General features: G+C 50.0%; 23 protein-coding genes and 1 pseudogene. 14 read left to right on the top strand and 10 right to left on the bottom strand.

Annotated elements, in window-relative coordinates; genetic code table 11:
* The first annotated feature begins 216 nt into the window (after positions 1-216).
* Positions 217-1,122, top strand: coding sequence for an EamA family transporter (locus HBA93_RS06860; RefSeq protein WP_221722783.1), 906 nt, complete (start codon positions 217-219; stop codon positions 1,120-1,122).
* Positions 1,123-1,242: 120 nt separating this feature from the next.
* Here the strand turns inward: HBA93_RS06860 and argB are convergent, their stop codons facing one another.
* From argB to rpmH, 5 genes are all read right to left on the bottom strand, one after another.
* Complete coding sequence (gene argB, locus HBA93_RS06855; protein WP_022712483.1) at positions 1,243-2,130, bottom strand: acetylglutamate kinase; 888 nt, start codon at positions 2,128-2,130, stop codon at positions 1,243-1,245.
* Positions 2,131-2,189: 59 nt separating this feature from the next.
* On the bottom strand, positions 2,190-2,882 hold the full coding sequence (yihA, locus tag HBA93_RS06850) for a ribosome biogenesis GTP-binding protein YihA/YsxC (protein ID WP_221722782.1): 693 nt from the start codon (positions 2,880-2,882) through the stop codon (positions 2,190-2,192).
* A gap of 142 nt (positions 2,883-3,024) precedes the next feature.
* Positions 3,025-4,875 carry a membrane protein insertase YidC gene (yidC, locus tag HBA93_RS06845; protein ID WP_221722781.1) on the bottom strand — a complete coding sequence of 617 codons (1,851 nt, stop codon included), beginning with the start codon at positions 4,873-4,875 and terminating at the stop codon, positions 3,025-3,027.
* 202 nt (positions 4,876-5,077) lie between these two features.
* Positions 5,078-5,380 carry a ribonuclease P protein component gene (gene rnpA, locus HBA93_RS06840; RefSeq protein ID WP_051139099.1) on the bottom strand — a complete coding sequence of 101 codons (303 nt, stop codon included), beginning with the start codon at positions 5,378-5,380 and terminating at the stop codon, positions 5,078-5,080.
* A gap of 80 nt (positions 5,381-5,460) precedes the next feature.
* A complete protein-coding gene (gene rpmH, locus HBA93_RS06835; protein ID WP_022712486.1) occupies positions 5,461-5,595 on the bottom strand; it encodes a 50S ribosomal protein L34 in 135 nt (44 codons plus the stop codon).
* 288 nt (positions 5,596-5,883) lie between these two features.
* On the opposite strand from rpmH, the gene HBA93_RS06830 reads away from it, so the two are divergent.
* Positions 5,884-6,231, top strand: coding sequence for a RidA family protein (locus tag HBA93_RS06830; protein WP_116088876.1), 348 nt, complete (start codon positions 5,884-5,886; stop codon positions 6,229-6,231).
* A 145-nt stretch (positions 6,232-6,376) separates the two neighbouring features.
* Here HBA93_RS06830 and HBA93_RS06825 read toward each other — a convergent pair whose 3' ends face one another.
* The gene (locus tag HBA93_RS06825) at positions 6,377-7,414 is read right to left on the bottom strand and encodes an Lnb N-terminal periplasmic domain-containing protein (protein WP_221722780.1); all 1,038 of its coding nucleotides are present in this window, start codon (positions 7,412-7,414) and stop codon (positions 6,377-6,379) included.
* Positions 7,415-7,649: 235 nt separating this feature from the next.
* Between HBA93_RS06825 and HBA93_RS06820 the strand changes: the two are divergent.
* A pseudogene (locus HBA93_RS06820) lies at positions 7,650-8,537 on the top strand (alpha/beta hydrolase); the annotation flags it as partial.
* 162 nt (positions 8,538-8,699) lie between these two features.
* Here HBA93_RS06820 and HBA93_RS06815 read toward each other — a convergent pair.
* The 3 genes from HBA93_RS06815 to HBA93_RS06805 form a co-directional block, all read right to left on the bottom strand.
* On the bottom strand, positions 8,700-9,674 hold the full coding sequence (locus HBA93_RS06815) for a WD40 repeat domain-containing protein (protein WP_221722779.1): 975 nt from the start codon (positions 9,672-9,674) through the stop codon (positions 8,700-8,702).
* 2 nt (positions 9,675-9,676) lie between these two features.
* A complete protein-coding gene (locus HBA93_RS06810) occupies positions 9,677-10,822 on the bottom strand; it encodes a CobW family GTP-binding protein (RefSeq protein ID WP_221722778.1) in 1,146 nt (381 codons plus the stop codon).
* A gap of 171 nt (positions 10,823-10,993) precedes the next feature.
* A complete protein-coding gene (locus HBA93_RS06805) occupies positions 10,994-11,758 on the bottom strand; it encodes a creatininase family protein (RefSeq protein WP_286201802.1) in 765 nt (254 codons plus the stop codon).
* Positions 11,759-12,127: 369 nt separating this feature from the next.
* Between HBA93_RS06805 and HBA93_RS06800 the strand changes: the two genes are divergently transcribed.
* From HBA93_RS06800 to HBA93_RS06790, 3 genes are all read left to right on the top strand, one after another.
* Positions 12,128-12,640: a MarR family winged helix-turn-helix transcriptional regulator gene (locus HBA93_RS06800; RefSeq protein ID WP_121992986.1), complete on the top strand. Its 513-nt coding sequence runs from the start codon at positions 12,128-12,130 to the stop codon at positions 12,638-12,640.
* A gap of 194 nt (positions 12,641-12,834) precedes the next feature.
* Entirely contained in the window at positions 12,835-13,848 is a 1,014-nt protein-coding gene (locus HBA93_RS06795) for a LacI family DNA-binding transcriptional regulator (RefSeq protein ID WP_028234002.1), read from the top strand.
* A gap of 94 nt (positions 13,849-13,942) precedes the next feature.
* On the top strand, positions 13,943-14,914 hold the full coding sequence (locus tag HBA93_RS06790) for an omptin family outer membrane protease (protein WP_163026076.1): 972 nt from the start codon (positions 13,943-13,945) through the stop codon (positions 14,912-14,914).
* A gap of 48 nt (positions 14,915-14,962) precedes the next feature.
* Here the strand turns inward: HBA93_RS06790 and HBA93_RS06785 are convergent, their stop codons facing one another.
* The gene (locus HBA93_RS06785) at positions 14,963-15,721 is read right to left on the bottom strand and encodes a gamma-glutamyl-gamma-aminobutyrate hydrolase family protein (protein ID WP_221722777.1); all 759 of its coding nucleotides are present in this window, start codon (positions 15,719-15,721) and stop codon (positions 14,963-14,965) included.
* A gap of 234 nt (positions 15,722-15,955) precedes the next feature.
* Between HBA93_RS06785 and HBA93_RS06780 the strand changes: the two genes are divergently transcribed.
* The 8 genes from HBA93_RS06780 (at position 15,956) to HBA93_RS06745 (ending at position 25,209) form a co-directional block, all read left to right on the top strand.
* The gene (locus tag HBA93_RS06780) at positions 15,956-16,726 is read left to right on the top strand and encodes an SDR family NAD(P)-dependent oxidoreductase (protein ID WP_221722776.1); all 771 of its coding nucleotides are present in this window, start codon (positions 15,956-15,958) and stop codon (positions 16,724-16,726) included.
* 283 nt (positions 16,727-17,009) lie between these two features.
* Positions 17,010-19,331 (top strand): putative bifunctional diguanylate cyclase/phosphodiesterase, encoded by a 2,322-nt coding sequence (locus tag HBA93_RS06775; RefSeq protein WP_121992990.1) that lies wholly within the window; start codon positions 17,010-17,012, stop codon positions 19,329-19,331.
* A 392-nt stretch (positions 19,332-19,723) separates the two neighbouring features.
* Positions 19,724-20,470 (top strand): N-acyl amino acid synthase FeeM domain-containing protein, encoded by a 747-nt coding sequence (locus HBA93_RS06770; protein ID WP_121992991.1) that lies wholly within the window; start codon positions 19,724-19,726, stop codon positions 20,468-20,470.
* 156 nt (positions 20,471-20,626) lie between these two features.
* On the top strand, positions 20,627-20,845 hold the full coding sequence (locus tag HBA93_RS06765) for an aa3-type cytochrome c oxidase subunit IV (RefSeq protein WP_121992992.1): 219 nt from the start codon (positions 20,627-20,629) through the stop codon (positions 20,843-20,845).
* 277 nt (positions 20,846-21,122) lie between these two features.
* Positions 21,123-22,436 (top strand): Re/Si-specific NAD(P)(+) transhydrogenase subunit alpha, encoded by a 1,314-nt coding sequence (locus HBA93_RS06760; RefSeq protein ID WP_221722775.1) that lies wholly within the window; start codon positions 21,123-21,125, stop codon positions 22,434-22,436.
* On the top strand, positions 22,433-22,849 hold the full coding sequence (locus HBA93_RS06755; RefSeq protein ID WP_221722774.1) for an NAD(P) transhydrogenase subunit alpha part 2: 417 nt from the start codon (positions 22,433-22,435) through the stop codon (positions 22,847-22,849). The genes HBA93_RS06760 and HBA93_RS06755 overlap by 4 nt, the downstream gene beginning before the upstream one ends.
* Positions 22,850-22,860: 11 nt before the next feature.
* Positions 22,861-24,258, top strand: a complete 1,398-nt coding sequence (locus HBA93_RS06750; protein WP_221722773.1) for an NAD(P)(+) transhydrogenase (Re/Si-specific) subunit beta — start codon at positions 22,861-22,863, stop codon at positions 24,256-24,258.
* 264 nt (positions 24,259-24,522) lie between these two features.
* Positions 24,523-25,209, top strand: a complete 687-nt coding sequence (locus HBA93_RS06745; protein WP_221722772.1) for an ATP-dependent Clp protease proteolytic subunit — start codon at positions 24,523-24,525, stop codon at positions 25,207-25,209.
* Positions 25,210-25,211: the final 2 nt, after the last annotated feature.

Genomic DNA, 25,211 nt, shown 5'->3' with positions numbered 1-25,211 from the left:
AGCCTTTATTTATCGTGACACTTAAGCGCTCATACCAAAACCCCATGAGTATTACTCATGGGGTTTTGGTTAAGACCGAGCGGCGATTGAACTTTTTCAAGACGTGATGCGTCAGCATCTTATCGCCTGGTATAAAGCGGGTGGCTTGTAATTAGCGGCAGAGCAGGGCAAACAGAGCCTGATATATTTACCAAGAAAGCAAAGCTCAGCAATATCATGGAACTCTGGATACCGATTACGATTGGCGCTGCTTTTATGCAGAACGTGCGCACGACGCTGCAAAAGAAGCTGCAAGGCAAGCTCGGCACGAGAGGTGCCAGTTTTGTGCGCTTTGGTTATGGGTTTCCTGTCGTCATTCTCTATGTGCTGGGGCTGCATATCTTCGCAGGCTATGCATTGCCGCAACTTAACGGCGCGTTCCTGTTCTGGAGTGTTGTTGGCGGTCTTGCGCAGATTTTCGCCACCATCATGCTGGTCTATTTGTTCACGCTGCGAAACTTCGCCGTGGGGACGGCTTATTCCAAAACCGAGCCTGTACAGGCCGCAATCTTTGGTCTGATCCTGCTGGGAGAACGCCTGACAACCGGTGCGGTGATGGCGATTATTGTCGGTGTGCTGGGCGTGATGCTGATTTCAGTCGCGCGTATGCCGCTGAGCTGGGGCAATTTGTTTAAAGCGCTTGTCAGCCGTACGGCGCTGATTGGCATTGCATCAGGCGGTGTGTTCGGTATTTCGGCGGTTGCTTATCGCTCTGCTGCACTGTCATTGGATGGGCCGAATCCGATTATGCAAGCGGCTGTGACGCTCGCTTGTGTGACGACATTCCAGACAGTTTTTATGCTGGTATGGATGCTGATTAAAGATAAGAGCGAGATTGTGCTGGTGCTGAAATCATGGCGCTCATCATCGCTCGTCGGCCTGTCCAGCGTGCTGGGATCTATGGGCTGGTTTACGGCTATGGCTATGCAGCAGGTAGCCTATGTGCGTGCGCTAGGGCAGATTGAGCTGATTTTTACTTTCATCTCGGCAGTGTTCATTTTCAAAGAACGGATCAACCGTATGGAAGTGGCCGGTTGTGTATTGATCGTCACCGGCATTCTGTTCTTATTATTATGGCAGTAAACATTTATATTTCGCATTATCCATCGCAAAACCGGTTCCCACTTTTGCTGGAAATGCTTATAAAAAATCCCGCAACTTGCGGGATTTTTTGATTAAAGTACGATCAGCGTGCATTGTTAGTTATGGCACGATCAACGTGCCGGCACCGTGCTCCGTAAACAATTCCAGCAATACGGAATGCGGGGTTTTGCCGTTGAGAATAACCACGCCTTCAACGCCACGACGGATAGCGTCAATGCAGGTTTCTACTTTCGGGATCATGCCGCCGGAAATTGTGCCGTCTTCAATCAGTGCCAGTGCATCTGCGACAGACAATTCCTTGATCAGATTTTTGTTCTTATCCAGAACACCCGGTACATCGGTGAGGAACAGCAGACGCGTTGCGCTCAGCGCACCGGCAATCGCTCCGGCAAAAGTATCCGCATTGATATTATAGGTATTGCCATCACGACCCGGTGCAACCGGTGCAATCACCGGAATAACGGCGGAGCGTGCCAGAAGATCGAGCAGGGTGCGGTCAACTTCAACTGGTTCACCGACAAAACCCAGATCAAGCACGCGCTCAATATTGGAATCCGGATCGCGATAGGTCTTATGTGCTTTTTCAGCGAAAACCATATTGCCGTCTTTACCGCACAGGCCGATTGCCCATTCGCCTTCGGCATTGATCATCGCTACAATTTCTTTATTGATTGAGCCGGCAAGAACCATCTCAACCACTTCAACCGTTTTTTCATCGGTGACGCGCAGGCCGCCTTCAAAGCGGGATTCAATACCGAGCTTGCCAAGCATTGCAGCAATCTGTGGGCCGCCGCCATGCACAACAATCGGGTTGATGCCGGATTGTTTGAGCAGTGCGATATCGCGGGCAAAGGCTTTGCCGAGTGCCGCATCACCCATGGCATGACCGCCATATTTAACGACGACAGTTTTATTCTCATAGCGCTGCATGAAGGGCAGGGCGGCTGAGAGGAGTTGTGCTTGGATTTCAGGGCTTGTCGCGGTCATGGAGCACTCCACGGCATGAAGGGTTATGTGAGTGATAAAGAAACCACCTGGCGTGGTTCTTATTCCTTGGTCAGCAGGGCAATGGCAGCGCGCACTGCATCAAAGCCGATTGCTTTTTCGGAAGAGGTGGCCAGAATCTGCGGGAAGGCAGCCGGACGGCGTGCAATCGCTTTCTGTGTTTCTGCCATCAGGCGCGGGACGCCTGCTTCCTTGATCTTATCGATCTTGGTGAGAATGATCTGGTAAGAGACAGCGGCTTTATCCAGAAGATCCAGCACATCCGCATCATTCTTTTTAATGCCGTGACGAGCGTCAATCAGCACATAAACACGCTTCAGCGTGGTGCGACCGCGTAAATAATCAAAAACCAGTCGTGTCCATGCATCGACCATGGATTTCGGTGCTTCGGCAAAACCATAGCCCGGCATATCAACGAGTGCCAAAGGTGGCAGGTCACCATTTTCACCGGTGTAACCATCCGGTACGAAATAGTTGAGTTCCTGCGTACGACCCGGTGTGTTGGATGTACGTGCCAGACCGTTCTGGCCGACAATCGCATTGATCAGCGAGGATTTGCCGACATTGGAGCGGCCGGCGAAAGCAATTTCAACAGGGCCTTCCGGCGGCAGAAATTTCATCGACGGCACGCCGCGGATAAAAATCCATCGCTTGTTGAAGAGAGCCTTACCCTCGGCAACAAGTGCTGCATATTTCTCTGCTTCTTTTGCGACGGCCAGTTCTGCTTCGGTCACTCAATTCTTCCTGTGGCTTATATCCGTGTCATTGCAACATAACACTGTTCTTTATGGCATTGAGCTTTCGGTGGCTTTTGTCAACCGCCAAAGCTCTGTCAGGTATAAAAAAGCCCCCGTGAAGGGGGCTTTTCTGTTCGTTTTATTTCTTGGCAGGCTTATCGGTTTTCACCGGTGCCGCAGGTTCTTTCTTTTTGAACATGCCTTTCAGGTTGTCAAAAAGTTCGATCTTGGCACCCTGACGTTTCATGATCATACCCTGCTGGAGAATGGACAATGTGTTGTTCCATGCCCAGTAGATAACCAGACCTGCAGGGAATGCAGCCAGCATGAATGTGAAGATAATCGGCATCCATGTGAAGATTGCAGCCTGTGTCGGATCCGGCGGGGTCGGGTTCATGCGCATCTGCAGGAACATGGTGATACCCATAATCAACGGCCATACACCGATCATCAGGAATGCAGGAACATCCCAAGGCAGCAGACCAAACAGGTTGAACAGCGATGTCGGATCTGGCGCAGCAAGGTCATGAATCCAGCCAAAGAACGGCGCATGACGCATTTCGATGGTGACATAAAGAACCTTATAGAGCGCAAAGAAGACCGGAATCTGTACCAGCACCGGCCAGCAACCGGCCAGCGGGTTGATCTTCTCACGCTTGTAAAGCTGCATCATTTCCTGCTGCTGCTTAACTTTGTCATCCGCATATTTTTCACGGATTTCCAGCATAGCAGGCTGCATCATCTTCATACGGGCCATCGATTTGTAGGACTTGTTGGCCAGCGGGAAGAACAGGGCTTTCAGCAGAACGGTAACCACCAGAATAGCGACACCGAAATTGCCGGAGAATTTATAGATCCAGTCGATGAGATAGAACATCGGCTTGGTGATGAAGTAGAACCAGCCCCAGTCGATCAGCAGTTCGAACTGTTTGATGCCCAGTTTTTCTTCATATTCTTTGATCTTGGCAACTTCTTTGGCGCCGGCAAAAACATGGTTTTTGATGACAGCGTTCTGACCGGCAGCAATGGTAACAGGGCTGCTCAGGAAATCTGCCTGATAGCGCGGCGTGCCGTCAGTGAAATAGGAGAAGCGTGCTTCGAAGCTTTCGTTCTGCGGCGGGATCAGTGTTGCAGCCCAATATTTGTCGGTAATACCAAGCCAGCCGCCTGTTGCTTTGGTAAGCGGTTTGTTTTTTTCGTCTTCGATCTTGGAATAGGAAATTTCCTGCAGGCCCTGATCGCCGACAACGCCGATCAGGCCTTCATGCAGCACATAGGTGCCGCTGGCATGTTCAGGCTTTTCAAAACGGGTTACGCGGCCGTAGGAGCTGAGCGAAACAGCGGCATCAGTCGGGTTGGTGATCGTATCCTCAACGGCGAACATATAGTTCTCGTCAACGGAGATCACGCGCTTGAACTGGATGCCTTTTTCATTGGCATAGGTCAGAGTTACCGGTGTTGAAGGGGTGAGCTTGTCATTGCCTTCAATATTCCACTCGGTTGCAGGACCCGGAACAGTGCCGATTGCATCATTACCGGAGAAGCCGAGTTCAGCGAAATAACCCTTTTTTACGCCTGAAGGCGCAAGCAGTTCAATCTCGGGGGATTTCGGATCAACGGTTTCGCGATAATCCTTCAGGAAAAGATCATCGAGACGGGCGCCGACAGTATTGATCGAGCCGCTGACGCGCGGTGTATCAATGCTGATGCGCTTGCTCTGAGTCAGCGCGGCTTCACGGGTAACAGGTTTTGCTCCCTGAGCCTCTGTTGTCTGTCCCGGAATGCCAGCCTGAGGCGCATTGCCTTGCGGAATATTGGCAGATGTTGCACCATTGGCGGATGTTGCCTGCGCATTCTGAGTACTCTGCGCTTCAATCCGTGCCTGTTCTCTCTGAGCCTCAGTCTTTGGCCCCAGATAGAATACCTGCCAGAGCGTGAGAATCAGAATCGACAGGCCAATGGTGAGAAAGAAGTTACGGTTTTTTTCCATTGACGGGTCCTGGTTCCTGTCAGTTCATTACAGCTAAGTGCGCAAAATGGCTGCGCCGTCCTAGCGTATAATATGCTGGCTGACAGAGCGCTGTGCAGAATATGCCCCATACCTGTCAGAGTTAAGTGCCTGCCTTATAATACGAGCCATTCAGAAAAGCGAACGCTGAGACGATATAATTCAGGCCTATTTTGAGAAACGGTCATTTAAACCGCTTTGAGAGCTCTCTGGTCAGTGCGCTGAAGGGGGCGTTTAACGCTTCCCTGCGTGCAACAATAACATAATCAGTTTGCGGAGCCATTGCGGCCTCATTGAGTGCAGCGGCGGCTTTCAGACGACGGCGGATTCTGTTGCGGATAACCGCATTGCCGTTTTTCTTGGTAACCGTGAAGCCGACACGCGGGTTTTCACCGGTTTTTGCCTGTTTGCTGGTTGCTTCATCGCGCTGTTTTACTTCCAGAAGGAAATATTTGCCGCGACGCTTTTCCCCGCTGCGAACAGCCAAAAACTCCGCTCTCTTGCGAAGGCGGAGTGTTTTGGTCTGCTTATTTGCTTGTTGTGTCACCGCTCTACGCGGAGCAACAATTATGCAGAAAGCTTGCCGCGACCGCGTGCGCGGCGGGCTGCAATAACTTTACGACCGCCCGGAGTAGCCATGCGTGAACGGAAACCGTGACGACGCTTGCGGACGAGTTTAGATGGCTGATATGTGCGCTTCATTTGTTTAATACCGCGGTGTGCGGCCCTTCTTAAATCTGTTTTTTAACAGGAGCTGGTTCAGACGCGGTCGGTGAACGACCTTGCAAATAATGTCTGAACGTGGGGCGGCTTATAGATGCAGGCAGGTTTTGAGTCAAGAATGGAGCGGAATATTCGGTCAGCATAAGGATTGCTCACATTATTCCGAAAAAATATGTGCTGTTTTCCGTTTTCTTGGCCCTGGCAAATAGTCTTGGCGCGGTTTGATGCTTATAAGACTGTATCAAATTCACAATGAGAGGAAGAACTATGTCTGTTAAGCGTTTCGAATCCGGTAAGCGTATGAGTGGTGCTGTTGTCCATGGCAACACTGTTTATCTGGCCGGTCAGGTTGGTACAGAAAATGCAAGCGTGACTGAACAGTGCAAAACCGCACTGGCTGAAGTTGATCGTCTGCTGGCTGTTGCCGGTACTGACAAATCCAAAATCCTTCAGACCATTATCTGGCTGGATGATATGAAAGATTTCGCAGAAATGAACGCGGTTTGGGAATCATGGGTTGATCCTGCGAACACACCGGCACGCGCAACCGGTTCTGCCCATCTGGCAACTCCGGGCTACAAAGTAGAGTTTATCGTAACTGCTGCTCTCGACTAAAGCATGTTTCCCAAAAACGGATACCGGTTTTGGGATAAGGACATGCGTTAAAATAAAGAAACAGTGCGAGAGCCGTGGGTTCAATTAAACGCAACACGCTCTAGTCTTTTCGGTGCCGCGTTATAATGATGCGGCACCGGATATTCTATTGTGCAGCTGCCGGCTGGGACATGGCAGTGTTACGGATACGCTGTGAATAGCCTTCGCGGCTTCCTTTTGCCTGCTGGCTGATATCCGCATTGAGACGCATTGACTGCGTATTGGTTTCAGCCGTTACAATCAGTTGTTTTTCAAACATATATTCAGGCAGGTAACCGGAGAGCAGCACACGATAATCAAGTGCTATCGACGGGTCGAGTATTCTTGCCATATCAAAGACAACTGTCGTGCAATTGGCGGTCAGCGTATTATAGAAACCGGCTTTTTTGCTCAGACGGTTGGCTGTATCGGTATATAGTCTGAAAAGCTGTCGTGCCTGTTCCGGTTCAATATCCACATGATAGCGATAGACATGCTCACCGCGCACATTGGTGCGCAGATAAATAATGTCGCTTTCTTCTGCCGCGATCATTGCCAGTTCAAAATCTTTGAAGAACCCGCCGATTTCAGAGAAAGCCTGTCCGCGTTTTTTGCGGATTTCTGCGGAGAAAACGATCTGTCTCCCGTCCTCAAATCCGAAACTGACCAATGTATGTGCTATTGCAGGCCCCGCCCAATAGGACAAAAACAGGTCAACGCTTTTAATCTGGCTCAGATCATAATCGGCACTTTTCCAGTTAACGGTAAAATCCTTTTCCGTGCGCCAGTCAAAATCACGGATATGATCGAGACGTACTAAATCACCATTATACTCGGCGGTGACTGTTTGTGCGACTTCCGGTGCCCAGTCGCGGTTCAGCGATGGTTTGATGCCTTGCCACCAGATCAGCAAAATTGCGAACAGGATTGCAAAGCTGATAAATGCGGCTTTGCGATACTGTTGCAGGTCGGTGAACCAGAGTGTGCTGAGTGCAGCCAATGCAACGAGCACCCATATGCCGATCGCGGCATAAGTGAGCATGCGCGATTCTGTCAGCTGATAATGGAGTGCAAGACTGCCCCAGACGGTGATAATGATCAGAACCAGACTGAAAAAAGCCTGAGCCAGAAGTGCTAAGAAGACCAGAGCTGGTTTATACGTCATTTGGTTCCGGTATTGGCTGATGGCGCGGAATATCTGTTGAAGATATTTATTATGCGGCATTAAGTTAAAATATTTATTGATGGCATGTTTTCGCCGCGATTGAGATTTAGATAGTGGCCTGTTTTGAGCTTGCCAGAATTGCAACTCTCCGTAAAATGCGCCTTTACAGGCACGCAATGCATCAATTTACCGACTTGTTAGATTATTTTAATATTTGTCCGGCAAAACTTCTCCTATGGTAAACAAATTATTCTCTTTTTCCGCTTCTGCCACTGTGGCAGCTATGCTGATCTCGTTTCTGCCGCAGGCTGTGCTTGCGCAGGAGGCGCCGTCCCGTGCTGAAACAGCTTCCGGTAATGCGGCATTTATGAAAAAATCAGATATAATGACACCGGCCACAGGCGCGGGGCTGACGATGCGTAATCCTAAAGCGGATGCTGCTGAAGCAGCGAAAGATGTGAGCAAGGTGGTAAAAGAGGCAATTTCCCGCAGTCAGAAATTTGTTTATCACTTTACCAAGCCGGAAAACGGCAGTGGTGAAACTATTGTCCTACTGCATGGCTCCGGCGGTAATGAAACCAGCCTCGTGCCGTTTGCGCAGGAAGTATGGCCGCGTGCCACGTTGCTCGGTATCCGCGGACGGGTTTTGCAGGAAGGCCGTACACGCTGGTATGCCCGCATCACGCCGGTAAAATTCGACCAGAAAGACGTGCGCAATGAAGCGGATGCTTTTGTCAGTTTCCTGACCAAGCTCTCTGAAGACGATCAGATTGATCTGAGCCGCACCACTTTTGTCGGCTATTCCAATGGCGCCAATCTGCTGGCCGCTACGATGATATTGCATCCTGATCTGGTGAAAAAAGCTGTTCTGATGCGCTCTATGCCGGTGCTGGATCAGACACCTGCGGCCAATCTGAGTAAAGCTAAGGTGCTGGTGGTGACCGGCGCAGATGACAAGATGTATGCGCCTTTTGCGCCTGCACTCTCGGATTTGTTGCGTACCAGCGGTGCCAAAGTGGATGCGCGCGTGGTGAAGGCCGGTCATATGATCGGTGCGAAAGATGTGTCGCTGGTGACTGCCTGGCTCTCGGGGCAGGGGCCTGATGGCGCACCAGCAATGTCGCAGGCTGTAACGGCAAAGGCCAAAGACAAAACGGATAAATTGAAAACCTTGCCGCAAGCACAGGAACCGGCCACTCAGAGCGAGCAGGCACTGGAGCAATCGAAGAAGTAATTTCGACCTTAGATGTTTAAAAAAGCGGCTCTGAAGCCGCTTTTTTCTTTGTTACCACTGAATATTAATCAGGCCGCAATCGCCGGTTTCCGCACCATAGGCGAGGCGCGTACCGTTTTTATCCCAGCCCATTGAGCTGATGGCGCCTTTGCCCGGACGACGCAGCAGCACTTCTTTCTGATCGGCAAAACGGCAGAGCAGTACCATTCCGTCCTGATAGCCGACAGCTACGATATCTTCGACCGGATGACAGGCAACGGCTGTAACCATTGTGTCACCGCGCAGGCCAAGTTCCAGCGGAGCTTTGCCCATCGGGCCGTCTTTGCCACTAAACGGCCAGATGATCACCGCAGGAGCACCGGAGGTGGCCAGCCATTTGCCCTTAGGGCTCCATGACCAGTCTTTGACCTTGGCCGGATAACCGGTCATGCGCATATTGCGGTTATCTTCCAGACGCCAGCCATGCAGCGCATTTTCCTGCATGGTGGTGATCAGAAAACGACCGTCCGGTGAAAAGATCACGACGGTATGTGCGCCTTTCCACTCCAGATCAACAGGTTTGCCGGCAGTGCCTGCCCAATGCAATGTCGCACCATTATAGCGGGCAATGGCGAGGCGAAGGCCTTTGGGTGCGAAAGCAACACCTTCAACACTGCGCTCATGGGCAAATTCGGTGGTTTTGCCATTGGCTTCACGCACCCATGCGGTACGGCCTGAAGCATAGGCCACTGAACCATGAGGGCCACTGGCAACCGCAGTGATCCATTTGCGCGGCAGAACCGCCAGTTCCTGCACATTACCTTTTTCGTCAGTCTGACAGATGCGCCCGTCTTCACCGCCGGTGATCAGTGCTTTATTGTCAGCCGTCGGTGCAACGCAGAGCAAACCGTCATGTATGGTTACAGTTTTATGCGCTTCATCCAGCCAATGGAGCGTACCGTCGGCCAGTGCATAATAGGCGTTATCATTGAGGAAGCCGGCTTTCAGGCAGTGGCTTCCCAGATCAATAGGGGCAATCGTCGGCATGGTTATTTACATTTCTCGAAGCCGGAACGCAGTGCCTGCTCATTCAAGTTACGACCGATAAACACCAGACGGCTTTCGCGTTTTTCATCCGGTTTCCACGGGCGCTGGTGATCACCTTCGATGATCATATGCACACCTTGCACGACGTAGCGGTCATCGTCTTCGGCAAAGGCAATAATGCCTTTAAGGCGGAGAATGTCGGGACCTTGTACCTGCGTTACATTCTGAATCCACGGGAAGAATTTTGCGGCATCCAGTTCACCGGTACGCAAAGAGACAGACATAACCGTGACATCGTGAATGGCCGAAGCATGGCCATGATCATGATTACACTCAGGACCGCAGGTATGATCGTGATCATGATGGTGGTGATGACCATGATGGTCGTGTCCGTGGTCATGGTGATGATGATCGTGGTCATGATCGCAGTCAGGGCCGCAAACATGATCCGGATGATCATGATCGAGGAAATGCGGATCATTTTCCAGCGCACGCTGGAGATCAAAAGCACCGCGATCCAGAACTTTCGTCAGGTCAATTTCTGCGCGCTGGGTACGATGAATAATCGCATGCGGATTGATGGCACGGATAGTAGCCTCGACATGGCTAAGTTCCTGCGCATTAACCAGATCAGTCTTGTTGAGCAGAACCACATCGGCAAAAGCGATCTGGTCTTCAGCTTCCTGACTGTCTTTCAGGCGCAGCGGCAGATGTTTGGCATCGACAAGGGCGACCACAGCATCAAGCTGAGTTTTGGCGCGCACATCATCATCCATGAAAAATGTCTGGGCAACCGGCACGGGATCAGCAAGGCCGGTGGTTTCCACAATGATCGCATCAAAACGACCCGGACGGCGCATCAGGCCTTCAACCACGCGGATCAGATCGCCGCGCACGGTGCAGCAGATGCAGCCATTGTTCATTTCATAGATTTCTTCGTCGGACTCGACGATGAGATCATTATCAATGCCGATTTCACCGAACTCATTAACGATGACAGCATAGCGTTTGCCGTGGTTCTCGCTGAGAATACGGTTGAGCAGGGTGGTCTTGCCGGAGCCGAGATAGCCGGTCAGCACAGTAACCGGAATTTTAGGGAGTGTGGTTGCGCCAGTCGCAACCTGATCTGCTACAGGGCTATCGCTCATGGGTAGAGTGCCTCTTCATTGTCAGAATTTTTACCGGATCGGGTAACTGGTGTTGAGCCAGAGCCGGTTTATATGTTGAAATCTCTGTGCATATAAGAATTGCGAAACCGTAATTCTATAGAACAGACTAGCTATATAGAGCAATCTCTTCTGAAGCTTTGCTGACAGTTTTCAAAGTGAGGGTGTTTGCCCGAAGACCGAGATATCAAACCGGTGGACATCATCCATCAGGCCGGTCAGGCCGGTCACTGCATGGGCGATGATTTTTTCGCCATCTTGCGCATTGGCACGTAAAGCATTGCCGGCCGCACCCTGCTTGTTCAGATCGCTCATCATCCAGCCAAAAGCGTGCGGGCCATAGGCACGCAAATACTGAAATTCCTCAATGAATTTTGCCTGTTCATTGATGTAATTCTGCGCCTTATCCATCTGCACAAGTTCGGGTGCCAAGGCCAGCATGACAGAGGTTTCGATATAGCCAGCATGGATATCAAGGTGCTTTTGGTCCGCACTGATGAGATCTTCCGGTATGCCGAACCGTGTCCAGTGGGTTGCCACGGCCAGCATGCCTAAACGCGCGCGCAATTCTGTAGCGACTATGGTTGCCAAAGGAGAATTGCCGCCATGAGCATTGAGGATAACCAGCTTGCGGATATTGGCTGCACAGAGATTTTCGCCGATGCCGATCCAGCGGTTCACTGCTTCAGAAAAAGCCAGCGTGCGGCTGCCTTCCACATCCATATGTTCAACAGAATATCCAACAGGTTCAGTTGCCAGAAAACGCGCTGTAATATGATCCGGCAAATTTTCTGCCAATCGTGCGGCTATGCCCTCGGCGATAATCGTGTCTGTCTCAAAAGGCAGATGAAGTCCGTGTTGCTCATGGGCACCCAGCGGTAAGACAGCAATGAGATTTTCAGGAATAGTGTCCTGCAGCGGCTCAGTTGCGAGAGCCTCGCTGGTTTGCGGCACTCTGTCAGAAAGGGCGGAACTGGCGTGCTGGGTGATCTCCGGCAAAATATTTCTCCTCTGATATGTGCAAGTGAGAGGCATCATAACGGGTGAGTGTGGCTGCGGCTATTCTAAATACGCCTTTATACCTGTTGTCCTGACTTTGCAGCTGAGACCAGACTGCTGCTTGTCAGTCATAACGCCTTCAATTAGGTTGTTTATGTAATAGAGCATTTCCAGTTTTGATTGAATCAGAAAAAATGCTCTATCTTTTTGTTTTTACGCATTTCCTGACGCAAAACCGGTTCCCACTTTTGCTGGAAATGCTATGATATACGGACAGGTAGGGTGCATATGAGCAAGTCAGGCAAAACTGCTATTCTTCAGCCGTTACAGCACAATGCGCGGATGATGCGCACGATATTAGCCACGCGGCTGCTGGAACACGGATTATATGCGGGGCAGGATGCGGTCTTGCTGAAACTTGCCGAAGAGGACGGCCTGCCTCCCGGTATTCTGGCGCAGCGTCTGGGCGTGCGTCCGCCGACAGTGACAAAAACGATCAGCCGTTTGCAGGCACAGGGGTTTGTAACCAAGCAGGCATCGGAAAGCGATCAGCGTCAGACACATGTGTTTCTGACCGATCAGGGACATGATGTTATTCGTGTGATTGAAAAGCTGGTACGCAAAACTGAAAAAGACTGCCTGCGTGGTTTTGAAAAGAAAGAGCGGAAGGTTCTTCTGAAGTTGCTGACGCGGATGGAAAATAATCTGAATGCTGTTGCTGCGGGGCGTCCGCTGCGCACTGCTGTCAGTGATGAGACTGATACGACAGATGACCTGGCTGATGATAATGATGCCGATTAAAAAATGAAACAGGGCGGGTGAGAACAGGCATGATGTTCCGTAATGAATAATTTGCCGGATAAGTTGCTAAAAACTGTCTCGCTATTTGTTAAACTATATTCTAGATATTGATTAACTAAGGTTGCGGCAGAGCACTATACCGCAGAACTGCCGGTTCCGGTGAATATGATTGTTGAATAAGGGGCGGACGGCTTTTGGCCCAGAAGATCAAACTTTCAACCATTGCTGATGCGCTTGGCGTGTCAACGGCCACGGTTTCTCTGGCTTTGCGTGACAGTCCTCTGGTGGCGGATCAGACCCGTGACCGCATCAAGGAACATGCCCGCGCCATCGGCTATATTTATAACCGTCGTGCTGCATCATTGCGCACATCGCGTTCCGGCATTATCGGTGTTGTGGTTCATGATATTATGAACCCGTTTTTTGCGGAAATCTTGCGCTCCATTGAAACGGAACTGGATCGCTCCCGTCAGACCTTTATTCTCAGCAATCATTATGACCAGCTGGAGAAGCAGCGTACATTTGTTGATACGCTTTTGCAGCTTGGCGCGGACGGCGTAATCATGTCACCGGCTATCGGTACGCCTGCGGAAGATATTGAACTGGCAGAAAATAACGGTCTGCCGGTGGTGCTGATCGCCCGTAATGTGGAAGGTGCGGATGTACCGGTGTTTCGCGGCGATGATGCCTATGGCATCAGCCTTGCGACCAATCATCTGATTTCGCTCGGGCATACCCGCATTGCGATGATCGGCGGTACGGATCAGACCTCCACAGGTCGCGACCGCTATCAGGGCTATGTCAATGCTATGGAAAAGGCCGGCCTGACCGTAAAACCGGAATGGCGCATTCCGGGGCCGCGCACCAAGCAGGGTGGTTTTGAAGTTGCACCGCAATTTTTATCACTGAAAGACAAGCCGACTGCAGCAGTGTGCTGGAACGATCTGGTGGCAATCGGACTGATGAATGGTATTGCCCGTGCCGGCCTGGTGCCGGGTGAAGATATTTCTGTGACCGGTTATGACGATCTGGAAGAGGCGGCAATTGCCACTCCGGCCCTGACAACCGTCTGGAACGGCCAGCGTGAAGTCGGGCGTCAGGCGGCGCGTGCACTGCTGGATCAGCTCAACGGTGTTGAAATGCATAGCGATCAGCCGCTGATTAAACCGGAATTACATATCCGTCAGTCGACAAGTAAACCTGCCTGATACGCACAAACAGGCAGGTTTCAGTATTTTAGTATTTGAAATTTTGTAAAATTATATTCTAAATGCCCTCTGTATTCATAAGCGGGGGCGTGTTGTGAAATCTGTATCAGCCGTTATTTTTAGTCAGTTTTTGTTATTTACAGCTTTGCCGGCCGGTGCCGCAGATTTAAATCTTGCACAAACCACAGATATACGGATCAGTAATCCTGATTTTTCTTTTCTGGGCGGAATTGGTTACATCCATCTGCAAGGGGATGAGCTGGTGTATAATAATACCGGTAAGAAGATCAGCCATCTGATCTGGAAAACGGATGCACCGGTTCTGACCGCAGCAGCAAAAGCCGTATTTGATAATGACTGGACGCTGGCAGGCAATGTGATGGTCGGTTTCAGCGGCAATAACCGGATGAAAGATTATGACTGGCTGATGGATCCGCCAGCCGGTTATGGCTCCGATGCGTGGTCGCACCGCTCAATTCATCCTGATACACAGCTTAACCGCTATATTACGGCTGACCTGGCACTGGGGCATAATTTCTACGTCAATGAAACAGCGCTGCTTAATCTGCATGGCGGCTTTAAATATACCAATGTGAAATGGGACGCCTATGGCGGCAGTTATATTTATAGCCGGAATGAATTTCGTGATGATGTCGGTGATCTTTCTGATGGTGAGCGTACTATCAGTTATGAACAGAGCTATCCGACAGCATTTCTGGGGCTGGAAGCAAGCAAGAGCTTTGACCAGTGGACTTTCTCCGTGCAGGCAAGGGGAGGTTTGGCCTTTAAATCCAGAGATGAAGATCATCACTGGCGGCGGAACCTGCGTTTTACTGAGAAATATGATAGCCTGGCATTCATGTCGGTCGGTGCGCGTACAGAATATGCCTATACCGCGCAGACATCATTTTTCCTCGCCGGTAATTATGAGCGCTATTTCAACAAAACTGCTGATACAACAATGTATAATCTGAGCAGCGGAGAAGTCGTGGAATATTTTCCGGATGGAGCCGGAATGAAATTTCAGTCTTTTTCTTTAAGCGGCGGATTGAAATACCGGTTCTGAAATACAGATCGCAGGATTTGAACCCGCGATCTGTGACACTGTATATTTTTACTCTGCTTTGCCGGCATGTTTGCGCACGGCATCACCGAATGCCTGAAAGATTTTGGCTGAAGGTGCATCGGATCGTACCCAATATTCAGGATGCCATTGCACTGCGAGTGCAAAATCCTGTGCATCTTTCACAGTAACAGCTTCGATCGTACCATCTTCGGCTACGGCTTGTGGTTCAAGCTTGTCAGACAGACGGTCAATCGCCTGACGGTGCACAGAATTGGTGTTAACTGCAGTGCTTTCCAGAATCGCAGCGAGGCATGAGTTTTCAACAATCTCCAGCGGATGCGAAATGGCATAACGCTCATCGCGGATTGTGGAAACCGGAGCGCGGTGATCGTTCTTGCCGTCGAGTTCCTGAATATCATTGGCCAGCGAGCCGCCAAGCGCGACATTCACTTCCTGCAAACCGCGACAAATGCCAAGCACGGGAATGCCACGTTCCAGTGCGGCGCGGATCAAAGGCAGGGTAGTTGCATCGCGGTCCGGATCAAAAGGGCCGTGCTGTTCTGTGGCTTCCTGTCCGTAATGTTCCGGATGTACGTTGGAACGCGAGCCGGTAATAAGCAAACCGTGAACCGCAGCGAACAGAGCGTCGTGGTCAACCTTGTCACGGATATTCGGCACCAATAGCGGTGTTACCTGAGCGACTTCCGCAAGCGCTGTAATATATTCCGAAGGTGTTGCGTGCCAGTTATTGCCGTCAATATCACGAATGTCAGAAGTGACAGCAATCAGAGGGCGGGATTTTTGCATGATAAACAGGCCTTGTCGTGGTTGCGCAGTCGCAGGCAGTTGGTTAGTTTTACAATTATGCAGTGAAACAGCGTTTCTGTAAGAGCCGGAAAAATGAAAAAAGGTACGGGAATATTGTCCGGATTGTCAGTTTTCAGCGACCTGAATTTGTCTACTGTAAAGTAGCGTGATTGGGAATAATTATTGTAAAATTTTGCGCTGTATCCGGCGACAGTAAAATTGATTGAGAGGGCGATGTCCGCAAATCATCCGAATATATTTTCTGTACAAGATAAAGTTATTGCGGTGACAGGCGGTTCGTCCGGACTGGGGCATCATATGGTGCATACACTTGCTGCGCATGGTGCAAAAGTTGTGTCCATCGCGCGCAGCCATCCTGTGATCTCCTGCGCTGATTGCGAGACTATAAAGCCGGACATCCTTCATATTTGTGCCGATGTTGCGGACAGTGCGGATATCGCTGCCGCCTTTGACGAGGCGGAGAAGCATTTCGGTACGGTCAGTGTGGTTTTTAATAATGCCGGTATTGCCTGTAAAGCCAGTGCTTTGAAAACAACCACTGAGATGATGGAGCAGGTTTTTGCTGTCAATGTTGTCGGTGCTTTCAACGTTGCACAGGAAGCTGCACGACGAATGATTGAAGCCGAAATTGCCGGCGCGATTATCAATACAACCAGCATTTTGAAAAATGTGCCGCAGAAAGGCGCTGTTGCTTATTCTATGTCTAAGGCTGCTTTGGCGCAGATGACGCGGGCTCTGGCGCTTGAATGGGCAGCCCATAATATTCGCGTGAATGCCATTGCGCCGGGCTGGTTTCCTACAGGAATTAATCAGGAGCTTATGACGGGGCCGGCGCGCAATTATCTTAAGGCAAAAAACCCGATGCGCCGGCTTGGAGAAAATTGTGATCTGGAAGGCGCACTTTTATTGCTTGCTTCAAATGCAGGCGGATATATGACAGGTACAACCATCACGGTTGATGGCGGACACAGCCTGCAGGGGTGACGTCTGCGGCTGTTGGAGGATTGCTTTTCAGGCGGGATCAGCGGACAGTCTGGATGTGCGGGCTGTGTGCTCTGTGTTTGCAGGGTATATCTTTATTGTAGAACTTACGAATATCATAATTTTTAAATATATTTTTATAGTTCCCAACGATAATAATCCTATCGAAGGGAATAGCAACCTATGGCATTGATTTTAATATAAAAACACTCAAAAGTAGAAAAAGTTGAAACTTATTTTTAAAGTATTTTTGCCATTCTTCCCCGGCGAGGGGGAGCAGTGACAAATGACATGGTTATTTAAGACCAACATTCCGGTGGACGTTCGCCTGTCATTTGTCAGAGCGCTTTATGGCAATCGGGAAACGCTTTGGTTCGGACTGGCCGCACATATGCTGGCCTGCATGGTTATTTATTTTAAAACCGGCGATGTTGTATTCGTTATTTTCTCGGGCCTGTTCGCATTAATTACCAGTATCCGCATGTATGATATGCATGTGTTTGACAGGGCCGATTTCAGCAGACTAACTCACGACAAAATTAATCGCTGGGAAATGCACTATCTTTTGGGTGCCTGTGCAATCTGTCTGATCCTCGGGCTGCTTTGTTTTTACAGCACCTATGTGATCAATGATCCGTTTGCTGAGCTGGCCAGTCTTTCTATTCTTCTTGCTTCCGTTGTTTCTATTGTCGGCCGTAATTATGCGTCGCGCAATGCTGTTGTCATGATGTCGGTATGCGCTTTGGTGCCTGTTTTGTTCGGGTTTATTCTGGTCGACAGCATCTATCATGTGATTATCGGCGCATTGCTGGTTCCGTATTTTCTCAGCAATATCCAGATGGCCAACGGGTTGCGACAGTCACTGTTTGCGGCCGTGATGAATGAGCGCCGTCTCAGCACCGTTGTCAGCCGTTTTGATACAGCATTGAATAATATGCCTCAGGGACTGGTGATGCTGGATGGCCGCGCGGCTATTGCTGTGGTCAACAAGCAGGTGCGGGATATGCTGAATATCTCGCAAAATATCAGCCTTCTTAACCGTCCGTTTGAAGTTGTTTTGCGCTATTGCAGCAAGCATGGATTGTTTCCGCGTGACGAGCTGGGCAATGTACGCATGCGGATTGACGAATTGCTGGAAGGCCGCCGCCAGCGTGATGTGTTTCATTTCGGGAATAACCGCTATATCGAGGTGATGTGTAATCAGCGTCGCGAAGAAGGTGCGGTGCTGATTTTTGATGACGTCACGGGGCGGATTGAGGCTGAGGCGCAAATCCAGCATATGGCGCGTTATGACGGGCTGACCGGATTGCCGAACCGGTTCTATTTTGAAACACTGGTTCGTGCGCTGACTGCAGGCAACAAACCTGACGATCTTGTTGCACTTGCGGTTATTGACCTTAATCATTTCAAACATGTGAATGATTCATACGGCCATCACACGGGCGATGAATTATTGCGGCAGTTTGCTGAGCGTCTCGGACAGCTTGATGCCGAGCGTTTTGTGGCATCACGCTTTGGCGGTGACGAATTTGTTCTGTTCATTCAGGGGATTAAAGACCGTTCGCATATTAATACGGTTATGGATGAGGTCACGGCCTATCTGAGCGGTGTTTATGAATTCGCTTCACAACAGATTTATCTGGATATCAGCGCCGGTGTGGCAGTTGATGTTATGAAGAATGTGGATCTGCGCGGTTTGCATGTGAATGCCGATCTGGCGCTCTATGAGGCCAAAAGCAGCGAGCATGATCGTTGGGTTGCTTTCGTGGAGGCAATGGATACGAAATATCGCTCACGGCAGAAGTTGAAAAATGATCTGCGTGAGGCAATCAATGCAGGCAGTCTGACGGTTGTCTATCAGCCGATTGTCAGTCTTAATTCGCTTCGTATTGTTGCAGTTGAGGCACTGTCCCGCTGGCATCATCCGAAATTCGGACCTATCGGACCGGCAGATTATATTCCGCTTGCTGAAGAAATGGGGATTATTACAGAGCTGACGCAGTTTATGCTGCATCGTGCCTGTCAGGATTGTGCCGGTTGGGGGCATAAGATCGGCGTATCGGTCAATCTTTCTGCCATTGATCTGAAAAATTCCGGTATTGTTGATATGGTTGTCGATGCTTTGCAAAAAGCGCAATTACCGTCTTACCTGCTTGAAGTTGAAGTGACGGAAAGCGCCATTATCAGTGATCGCGTCAAAACCTGCGAAATGCTGCAGCGTTTAAAAAATTCAGGCATTAATATTGCCCTTGATGATTTCGGCACCGGTTATTCCAGTCTCAGCTATCTGAACACCTTGCCACTGACAAAGGTCAAAATTGACCGTTCTTTTGTCCGTGACATTGTAACGGACAGACGGGCTTTTATGCTTTTGCGTGGTGTGACACAGCTTTCTCATGAGCTGGGTTTCGGGGTAACCATTGAAGGTGTGGAGACTGAAGAACAGCTGAAACTGATTCGCGGAACCGGCGGTGCAGATCTGGTGCAGGGCTTTTTGCTGGGGGCACCCCTAAGTGCCGATGAGATCAGTGCGCAACTCGGACGCTCTCTTTCGGTTATGTCTAATGATCATGCAGGTGCCGCACAGGCGGACGAGCTTCCTTCCTGATACCGGATCAGTTTGAAAATATGCCGGTGGGCGATGTGTTCATTCTGCGGCAGATATAAAAAAGATTGATTGTGCCGGTCTGGACCCTTGCTTTTTGTCACACATAAAGAGAAATGGTTACCAGCATATTTGTTTCCTCAAATCAGCGGGCAGATATGCAAGGTGATGCCCGCGAGGGATATTGCTGTTTCCTGAATATATTATGTTCCGGGTATAAGACTATGTACCGGAATAGTTAGTGCTTTGAAATTACGCTTTATTTTAGATTTTGCTGATAGGGGGCGGGTTTAAAATAGGATGAGTATTCTCGTATATTTTACGAAATATGAAGCGTGGCATATTCAAGAAATGGCTGCACCAGAGCTTTAGTTTATTGGTGGCGGACAATATAGATGACGGTCTCTCAACCGGTTGCGAAAGCACCAGTCCTTTCGAACTTTGCCCGGCATATGCTGGAGTTTTTGGATCGAGTGGAATACCGGCGGGTTATACATGCGGAAGATCTGGAAGAGGTCGGCCGGCTGCGTTATCGTTCCTATATGACGCGCAATGTCATGGACGACAATTTTCTGGGCACGATTATTGATGAAGTGGACCGCGATCATCAGGCCTATGTTTATGGCGTTTATATAGACGGTATTCTGGTCAGTACGCTCCGGGTTCATCATATTACAGCAGAGCATCGCATCGGAACCAGCGCCAAATTATTTCCGGATATTCTTGGACCAATGCTGGATAATAATATGAGTTTTGTCGATCCGACACGTTTTGCTGCGGATCCTGTTTATCTGGCTGAATTCCCCGCTATCCCCTATCTGACACTGCGTATCGCAGCGATGGCATCAGAATATTTCAATGCAAGTTTTTGCCTTGCCGCAGTTAAGCCGGAGCATATGGCTTTCTATAAGCGTATTTTTGGTTCGCAAATGCTGGCAGACCCGCGCGATCATGATGGTTATGGTATTCAGGTGGGGTTAGGGGCTGCGGCGGTCAGTTCAATCCGTGATGCGGTTGCTGTGCGGTTTCCGTTTTTTAAATCTCAGGCCCATGAGCGGCGTAATATGTTTGCTGATATCCGCGCAGGCAATGTTCCGCTGACTATTCTGCCAACGGCTAAATATACCGGACTAGGGGTCTGATTCGGCACAGTAACAGGCATTGCAGCAGATTGTCGCAACATTGGCTGTGAACTGAAGCTTGCCTATTGCTTATGAACTGTGTCAACTGTGATCAGATAAGATTTCTGAACCGGAAGACGGCCGCAAAGGAAGATATCTTTGGGGAGGGAGAAAGATATGGCAGAAATTCAGCACGGTCCTGCAGAGCTTGGCGCAGAGATGGATTATCCTGAGCACGAGCGCACCTATCATGGTTTTACCTTTTTGGTGAAATGGGGAACGATTGTGCTTTCCGCTTTGATGATCGCGATGGCATTTGCATTTTTTGCTGCCGGCTGGTTCTCGGGCGTTATTCTGTTCGCGCTGATTATGGCAGCGGCAGTTTTCCTCATGTGAGATTTGGTTGCTTTGTTACTGACAGAGTGCCGATAAATTCAAAGTATAATTATGCCGCCTTCAGGGCGGTATAATTGTGTAGATTTTGCATAATTTAGTGGATTCCGGTCAGTACAACTGACTTAAATGCGTATTTTCGATCACATCAGAGATTTTTTGCATAAATAGTATTGCAGCCTGCTTTTTCCGTGATTTACTGCGCCCGTCCAAAATTTTGTTCCGGAGGAGACCGGAACGGGTTTTGTGAGTTTTGGGGATAGGGAAAGTGAGGGCAGTTTTGTCTCAGGTAATATTCATTCCCGTTGAAACTGATCCGAGTGAAACACGGGTGGCGGCGACGCCGGAAACCGTGAAAAAGCTGATCGGCTACGGATTTAAGGTAATCGTGGAAAGTGGTGCAGGTATTGCGTCGCGTATTACGGATCAGGCTTTTGCTGATGCCGGTGCGCAGATCGGTAAGACCACTGATATTAAAACCGCGGATATCGTTCTTAAACTGCGTCGTCCCTCACAGACCGAATTGAAAAACTACAAGACCGGTGCGGTACTGATCGCAATGCTTGATCCTTATGGTCATGAAGACAGTGTCGCAGCGATTGCACAAGCTGGGCTAACGGCTTTTACGATGGAGTTTATGCCGCGTATTACCCGTGCGCAGGTAATGGATGTGCTGTCGTCACAGGCTAACCTTGCCGGTTATCAGGCAGTGATTGATGCGGCCTCAGAATATGACCGTGCCATGCCGATGATGATGACGGCTGCGGGTACAGTGCCTGCTGCCAAAGTCTTTGTCATGGGGGCGGGCGTTGCCGGTTTGCAGGCCATTGCGACCGCACGTCGCCTCGGAGCTGTGGTTACGGCGACGGACGTGCGTCCGGCAGCCAAAGAGCAGGTGGCATCGCTCGGGGCTAAGTTTGTCGCTGTAGAGGACGAAGAGTTCAAAGCGGCTGAAACAGCCGGAGGCTATGCCAAGGAAATGTCGAAAGACTATCAGGCAAAGCAGGCCGCTCTCGTGGCCGATCATATTGCCAAACAGGATATTGTAATCACCACGGCGCTTATTCCGGGACGCGCTGCACCAAAGCTGGTCAGTGCGGCGATGGTTGCGAGTATGAAACCGGGTTCTGTGCTGGTTGATCTTGCGGTTGAACGCGGGGGCAATGTGGAAGGTGCTGTTGCCGGACAGGTGATGACAAAAGATGGTGTGAAAATCATCGGTCATATGAATACAGCCGGTCGCATCGCCGCTTCTGCTTCACAGCTTTATGCGCGTAACCTGTTCGCTTTCCTTGAAACGCTGATCGACAAAGACACCAAGCAAGTTGCTATCAATCTTGATGATGAGCTGGTGAAAGCAACCGTGCTGACCCATCAGGGCACTATTGTGCATCCGGCATTTGCCAGTGTGGCTGTGGTGGCGGAAAAAGCTGAACCAGTCATGAAGGCTGAAGCCGCGCCAAAACCTGCCGTGAAAAAAACTCCGGTTAAAAAAGCTGCCCCCAAAAAACCGGCTGCTGCAAAACCGGCAACCAAAACGGGTGCAGGCAAGAAAACCGTAAATGAAGCCGGAAATAAGGGGGATGAGGCATGAGTGCTGATTCTTTGAAAGAGGCACTGGGCGGTCTCGATAAAGCCGTTGAAAACTTGCGGGCTGCTGCGGAAGGTCTGGGGAGTTCAGATTCAATCAGCAATGCTGTGCATGTTGCCAGCGGCGGGGTGATTGATCCTTTTGTGTTTCAGCTGGCGATCTTCGTATTGTCGATTTTTGTTGGCTATTACGTTGTCTGGTCGGTAACGCCTGCCTTGCACACACCTTTGATGGCGGTGACCAATGCGATCTCCTCAGTGATTGTTGTCGGTGCACTTCTGGCCGTCGGACTCTCCCTTTCCGGTTGGGCAACGAGCTTTGGCTTTATCGCGCTGGTCCTGGCAAGTGTGAATATTTTCGGAGGCTTTCTCGTCACCCAGCGCATGCTTGCCATGTATAAGAAAAAAGATAAGTGAGGGGCTTGGATATGAGTGTTAATCTGGCAGCCTTTCTTTATCTCGTTTCCGGCGTGCTGTTTATTCTGGCGCTGCGCGGTCTTTCTCATCCGACAACCAGCCGTCAGGGCAATTTTTACGGTATGCTCGGCATGGGCATTGCCATTGTCACCACGCTGGTATTGGCGCAGCCGTCTTTTGGCGGGCTGGCACTGATTGTATTAGGCTTGGTGATCGGTGGCGGTATCGGTGCCGTTGTAGCCAAGCGCATTGCTATGACAGCCATGCCGCAGCTGGTGGCATTCTTCCACTCGCTGGTTGGTCTTGCAGCTGTCATGGTCGCCGCTGCGGCTCTCTATTCGCCGCATTCTTTCGGCATTGGCGAGGTCGGCTCGATCCACGCACAGGCATTGGTGGAAATGTCGCTCGGTGTGGCTATCGGTGCGATTACCTTTACCGGTTCGATTATTGCCTATCTCAAGCTGGACGGACGTATGTCTGGTAAGCCGATCATGCTGCCGTCACGTCATATCATCAATGCGGCACTGTTTATCGGCATTGTGGTGCTGGTGATCGTGCTGGCGATGACTGAAAGTCATCTGGTGTTCTGGGCGATTGTGCTGCTGTCGCTGCTGTTCGGTGTGCTGATCATTATCCCAATCGGCGGCGCGGATATGCCGGTGGTCGTGTCTATGCTCAATTCCTATTCCGGCTGGGCAGCGGCGGGTATCGGCTTTACGCTGGGCAATCTGGCGCTGATTATCACCGGTGCGCTGGTCGGTTCTTCCGGTGCGATCCTGTCCTATATCATGTGTAAGGGCATGAACCGCTCGTTCATTTCCGTGATCCTTGGTGGTTTCGGCGGCGACACCTCTGCTGGTGCAGCGGGTGAAGTGGAACAGCGTCCGGTCAAGCAGGGCTCGGCAGATGATGCGGCTTTCATCATGAAGAATGCTGCCAAGGTTATCATCGTACCGGGTTATGGTATGGCGGTAGCACAGGCACAGCATGCGCTGCGTGAAATGGCTGACAAGCTGAAGGAAGAGGGCGTTGAGGTCAAATATGCCATTCATCCGGTGGCTGGTCGTATGCCGGGGCATATGAACGTGCTGCTGGCTGAAGCCAATGTGCCTTATGATGAGGTCTTCGAGCTGGAAGATATCAACTCCGAATTTGCACAGGCCGATGTGGCTTTCGTGATCGGTGCGAATGACGTGACCAATCCGGCGGCAAAAACCGATCCGCAGTCTCCGATCTTCGGTATGCCTATTCTCGATGTGGACAAGGCCGGAACAGTGCTGTTTATCAAGCGCGGCATGGGCTCAGGCTATGCCGGCGTGGAGAATGAATTGTTCTTCCGTGACAACACCATGATGCTGTTTGCTGATGCAAAGAAGATGGTCGAAAATATCGTCAAAGCGCTGGATTAAACGGTCGCTTCGGCAGATAAAAGAAAAGGCGGCTTTGGGGCCGCCTTTTTTATTGTGGTTTTAGAATTGTTTAATGCTGTTTTCAGATCGAATTGTGTCCGGTGTGTTGTGAAACACCCGTGTCATTAAAGACTTGGAACGGTTTGTTTACGAATAGATTCCGGTTTCAAAAATACTGCTCATCCATCCCAATTAATTGCGATTTTGATGATTGCTGATCTGCGCTTCAATGCCGGATATTTTCATTTGTTATATGAGGCGGATGTGAAAAAATATTACCGGATTTTGCAGATAACAGCGTTGTTTTTTATGGCATCGACCGGAGCGCAGGCTGAGTTGAAAAAGGTCATGCCTCAGGACGAGAAGGTGCTTGAAAATGCCGCTGCGGCAAAAATTTATTTTACAGCCGGTGTTAGTACGAAAAGTGTCAGTGAACTGATACAGGCTATAGATAATTTGAATGCGAATTATAAAAGTCTGAAGAAAATCTATCTTTATATCAGCAGTTATGGCGGGGATATGGATAGTGGTTATGCGGGATATTGGGCAGTCAAAAGCTCGCATGTACCGATCACAACGGTGAATCTGTCGACTGTGATGTCTTCTGCAACGATGATCTTTTGTGGTGCAAAAGACCGCCAGTCGCGTAAAGGCGGGCGTTTTATTATGCATCCGCCCTATAAATATTATAAAAACAGGTCTTTCCAACCAGATGAATTGACCACTGCGGGACAAGATCTGAAAGGCTATGTTTCTATGTTCACAGAGGTTTACCGGGAATGCAGCCGGTATTCAGATGCTGAGATCAGCACTTTGCTTTCAAGTGAAAATGACCGGAAATTTCTGTTGCCGGATGAAGCTAAAGAGAAGGGTATCATCTCAGGTGTGGCCGGTCAGATTATGACAGCGCCAATTGCGTATTATATTACAGATGATGGTAAAAATGACTGAGT

This window comes from Ochrobactrum sp. SFR4 (genome assembly GCF_019730395.1).
GTDB lineage: Bacteria > Pseudomonadota > Alphaproteobacteria > Rhizobiales > Rhizobiaceae > Pseudochrobactrum.
Note: the sequence above shows the minus strand (reverse complement) of the source record. Positions and strands in the feature narration are given on the sequence as shown.

Bases quoted from the DNA above. Each gene is read 5' to 3' on its own strand.
- HBA93_RS06810 (WP_221722778.1), bottom strand. From the start codon at position 10,822: ATGAGCGATAGCCCTGTAGCAGATCAGGTTGCGACTGGCGCAACCACA.
- HBA93_RS06755 (WP_221722774.1), top strand. From the start codon at position 22,433: ATGAGTGCTGATTCTTTGAAAGAGGCACTGGGCGGTCTCGATAAAGCC.
- HBA93_RS06750 (WP_221722773.1), top strand. From the start codon at position 22,861: ATGAGTGTTAATCTGGCAGCCTTTCTTTATCTCGTTTCCGGCGTGCTG.
- HBA93_RS06830 (WP_116088876.1), top strand. From the start codon at position 5,884: ATGTCTGTTAAGCGTTTCGAATCCGGTAAGCGTATGAGTGGTGCTGTT.
- HBA93_RS06800 (WP_121992986.1), top strand. From the start codon at position 12,128: ATGAGCAAGTCAGGCAAAACTGCTATTCTTCAGCCGTTACAGCACAAT.
- rpmH (WP_022712486.1), bottom strand. From the start codon at position 5,595: ATGAAGCGCACATATCAGCCATCTAAACTCGTCCGCAAGCGTCGTCAC.
- HBA93_RS06785 (WP_221722777.1), bottom strand. From the start codon at position 15,721: ATGCAAAAATCCCGCCCTCTGATTGCTGTCACTTCTGACATTCGTGAT.
- HBA93_RS06765 (WP_121992992.1), top strand. From the start codon at position 20,627: ATGGCAGAAATTCAGCACGGTCCTGCAGAGCTTGGCGCAGAGATGGAT.
- HBA93_RS06770 (WP_121992991.1), top strand. From the start codon at position 19,724: ATGACGGTCTCTCAACCGGTTGCGAAAGCACCAGTCCTTTCGAACTTT.
- HBA93_RS06825 (WP_221722780.1), bottom strand. From the start codon at position 7,414: ATGACGTATAAACCAGCTCTGGTCTTCTTAGCACTTCTGGCTCAGGCT.
- HBA93_RS06775 (WP_121992990.1), top strand. From the start codon at position 17,010: ATGACATGGTTATTTAAGACCAACATTCCGGTGGACGTTCGCCTGTCA.
- yidC (WP_221722781.1), bottom strand. From the start codon at position 4,875: ATGGAAAAAAACCGTAACTTCTTTCTCACCATTGGCCTGTCGATTCTG.
- HBA93_RS06780 (WP_221722776.1), top strand. From the start codon at position 15,956: ATGTCCGCAAATCATCCGAATATATTTTCTGTACAAGATAAAGTTATT.
- argB (WP_022712483.1), bottom strand. From the start codon at position 2,130: ATGACCGCGACAAGCCCTGAAATCCAAGCACAACTCCTCTCAGCCGCC.
- HBA93_RS06815 (WP_221722779.1), bottom strand. From the start codon at position 9,674: ATGCCGACGATTGCCCCTATTGATCTGGGAAGCCACTGCCTGAAAGCC.
- HBA93_RS06860 (WP_221722783.1), top strand. From the start codon at position 217: ATGGAACTCTGGATACCGATTACGATTGGCGCTGCTTTTATGCAGAAC.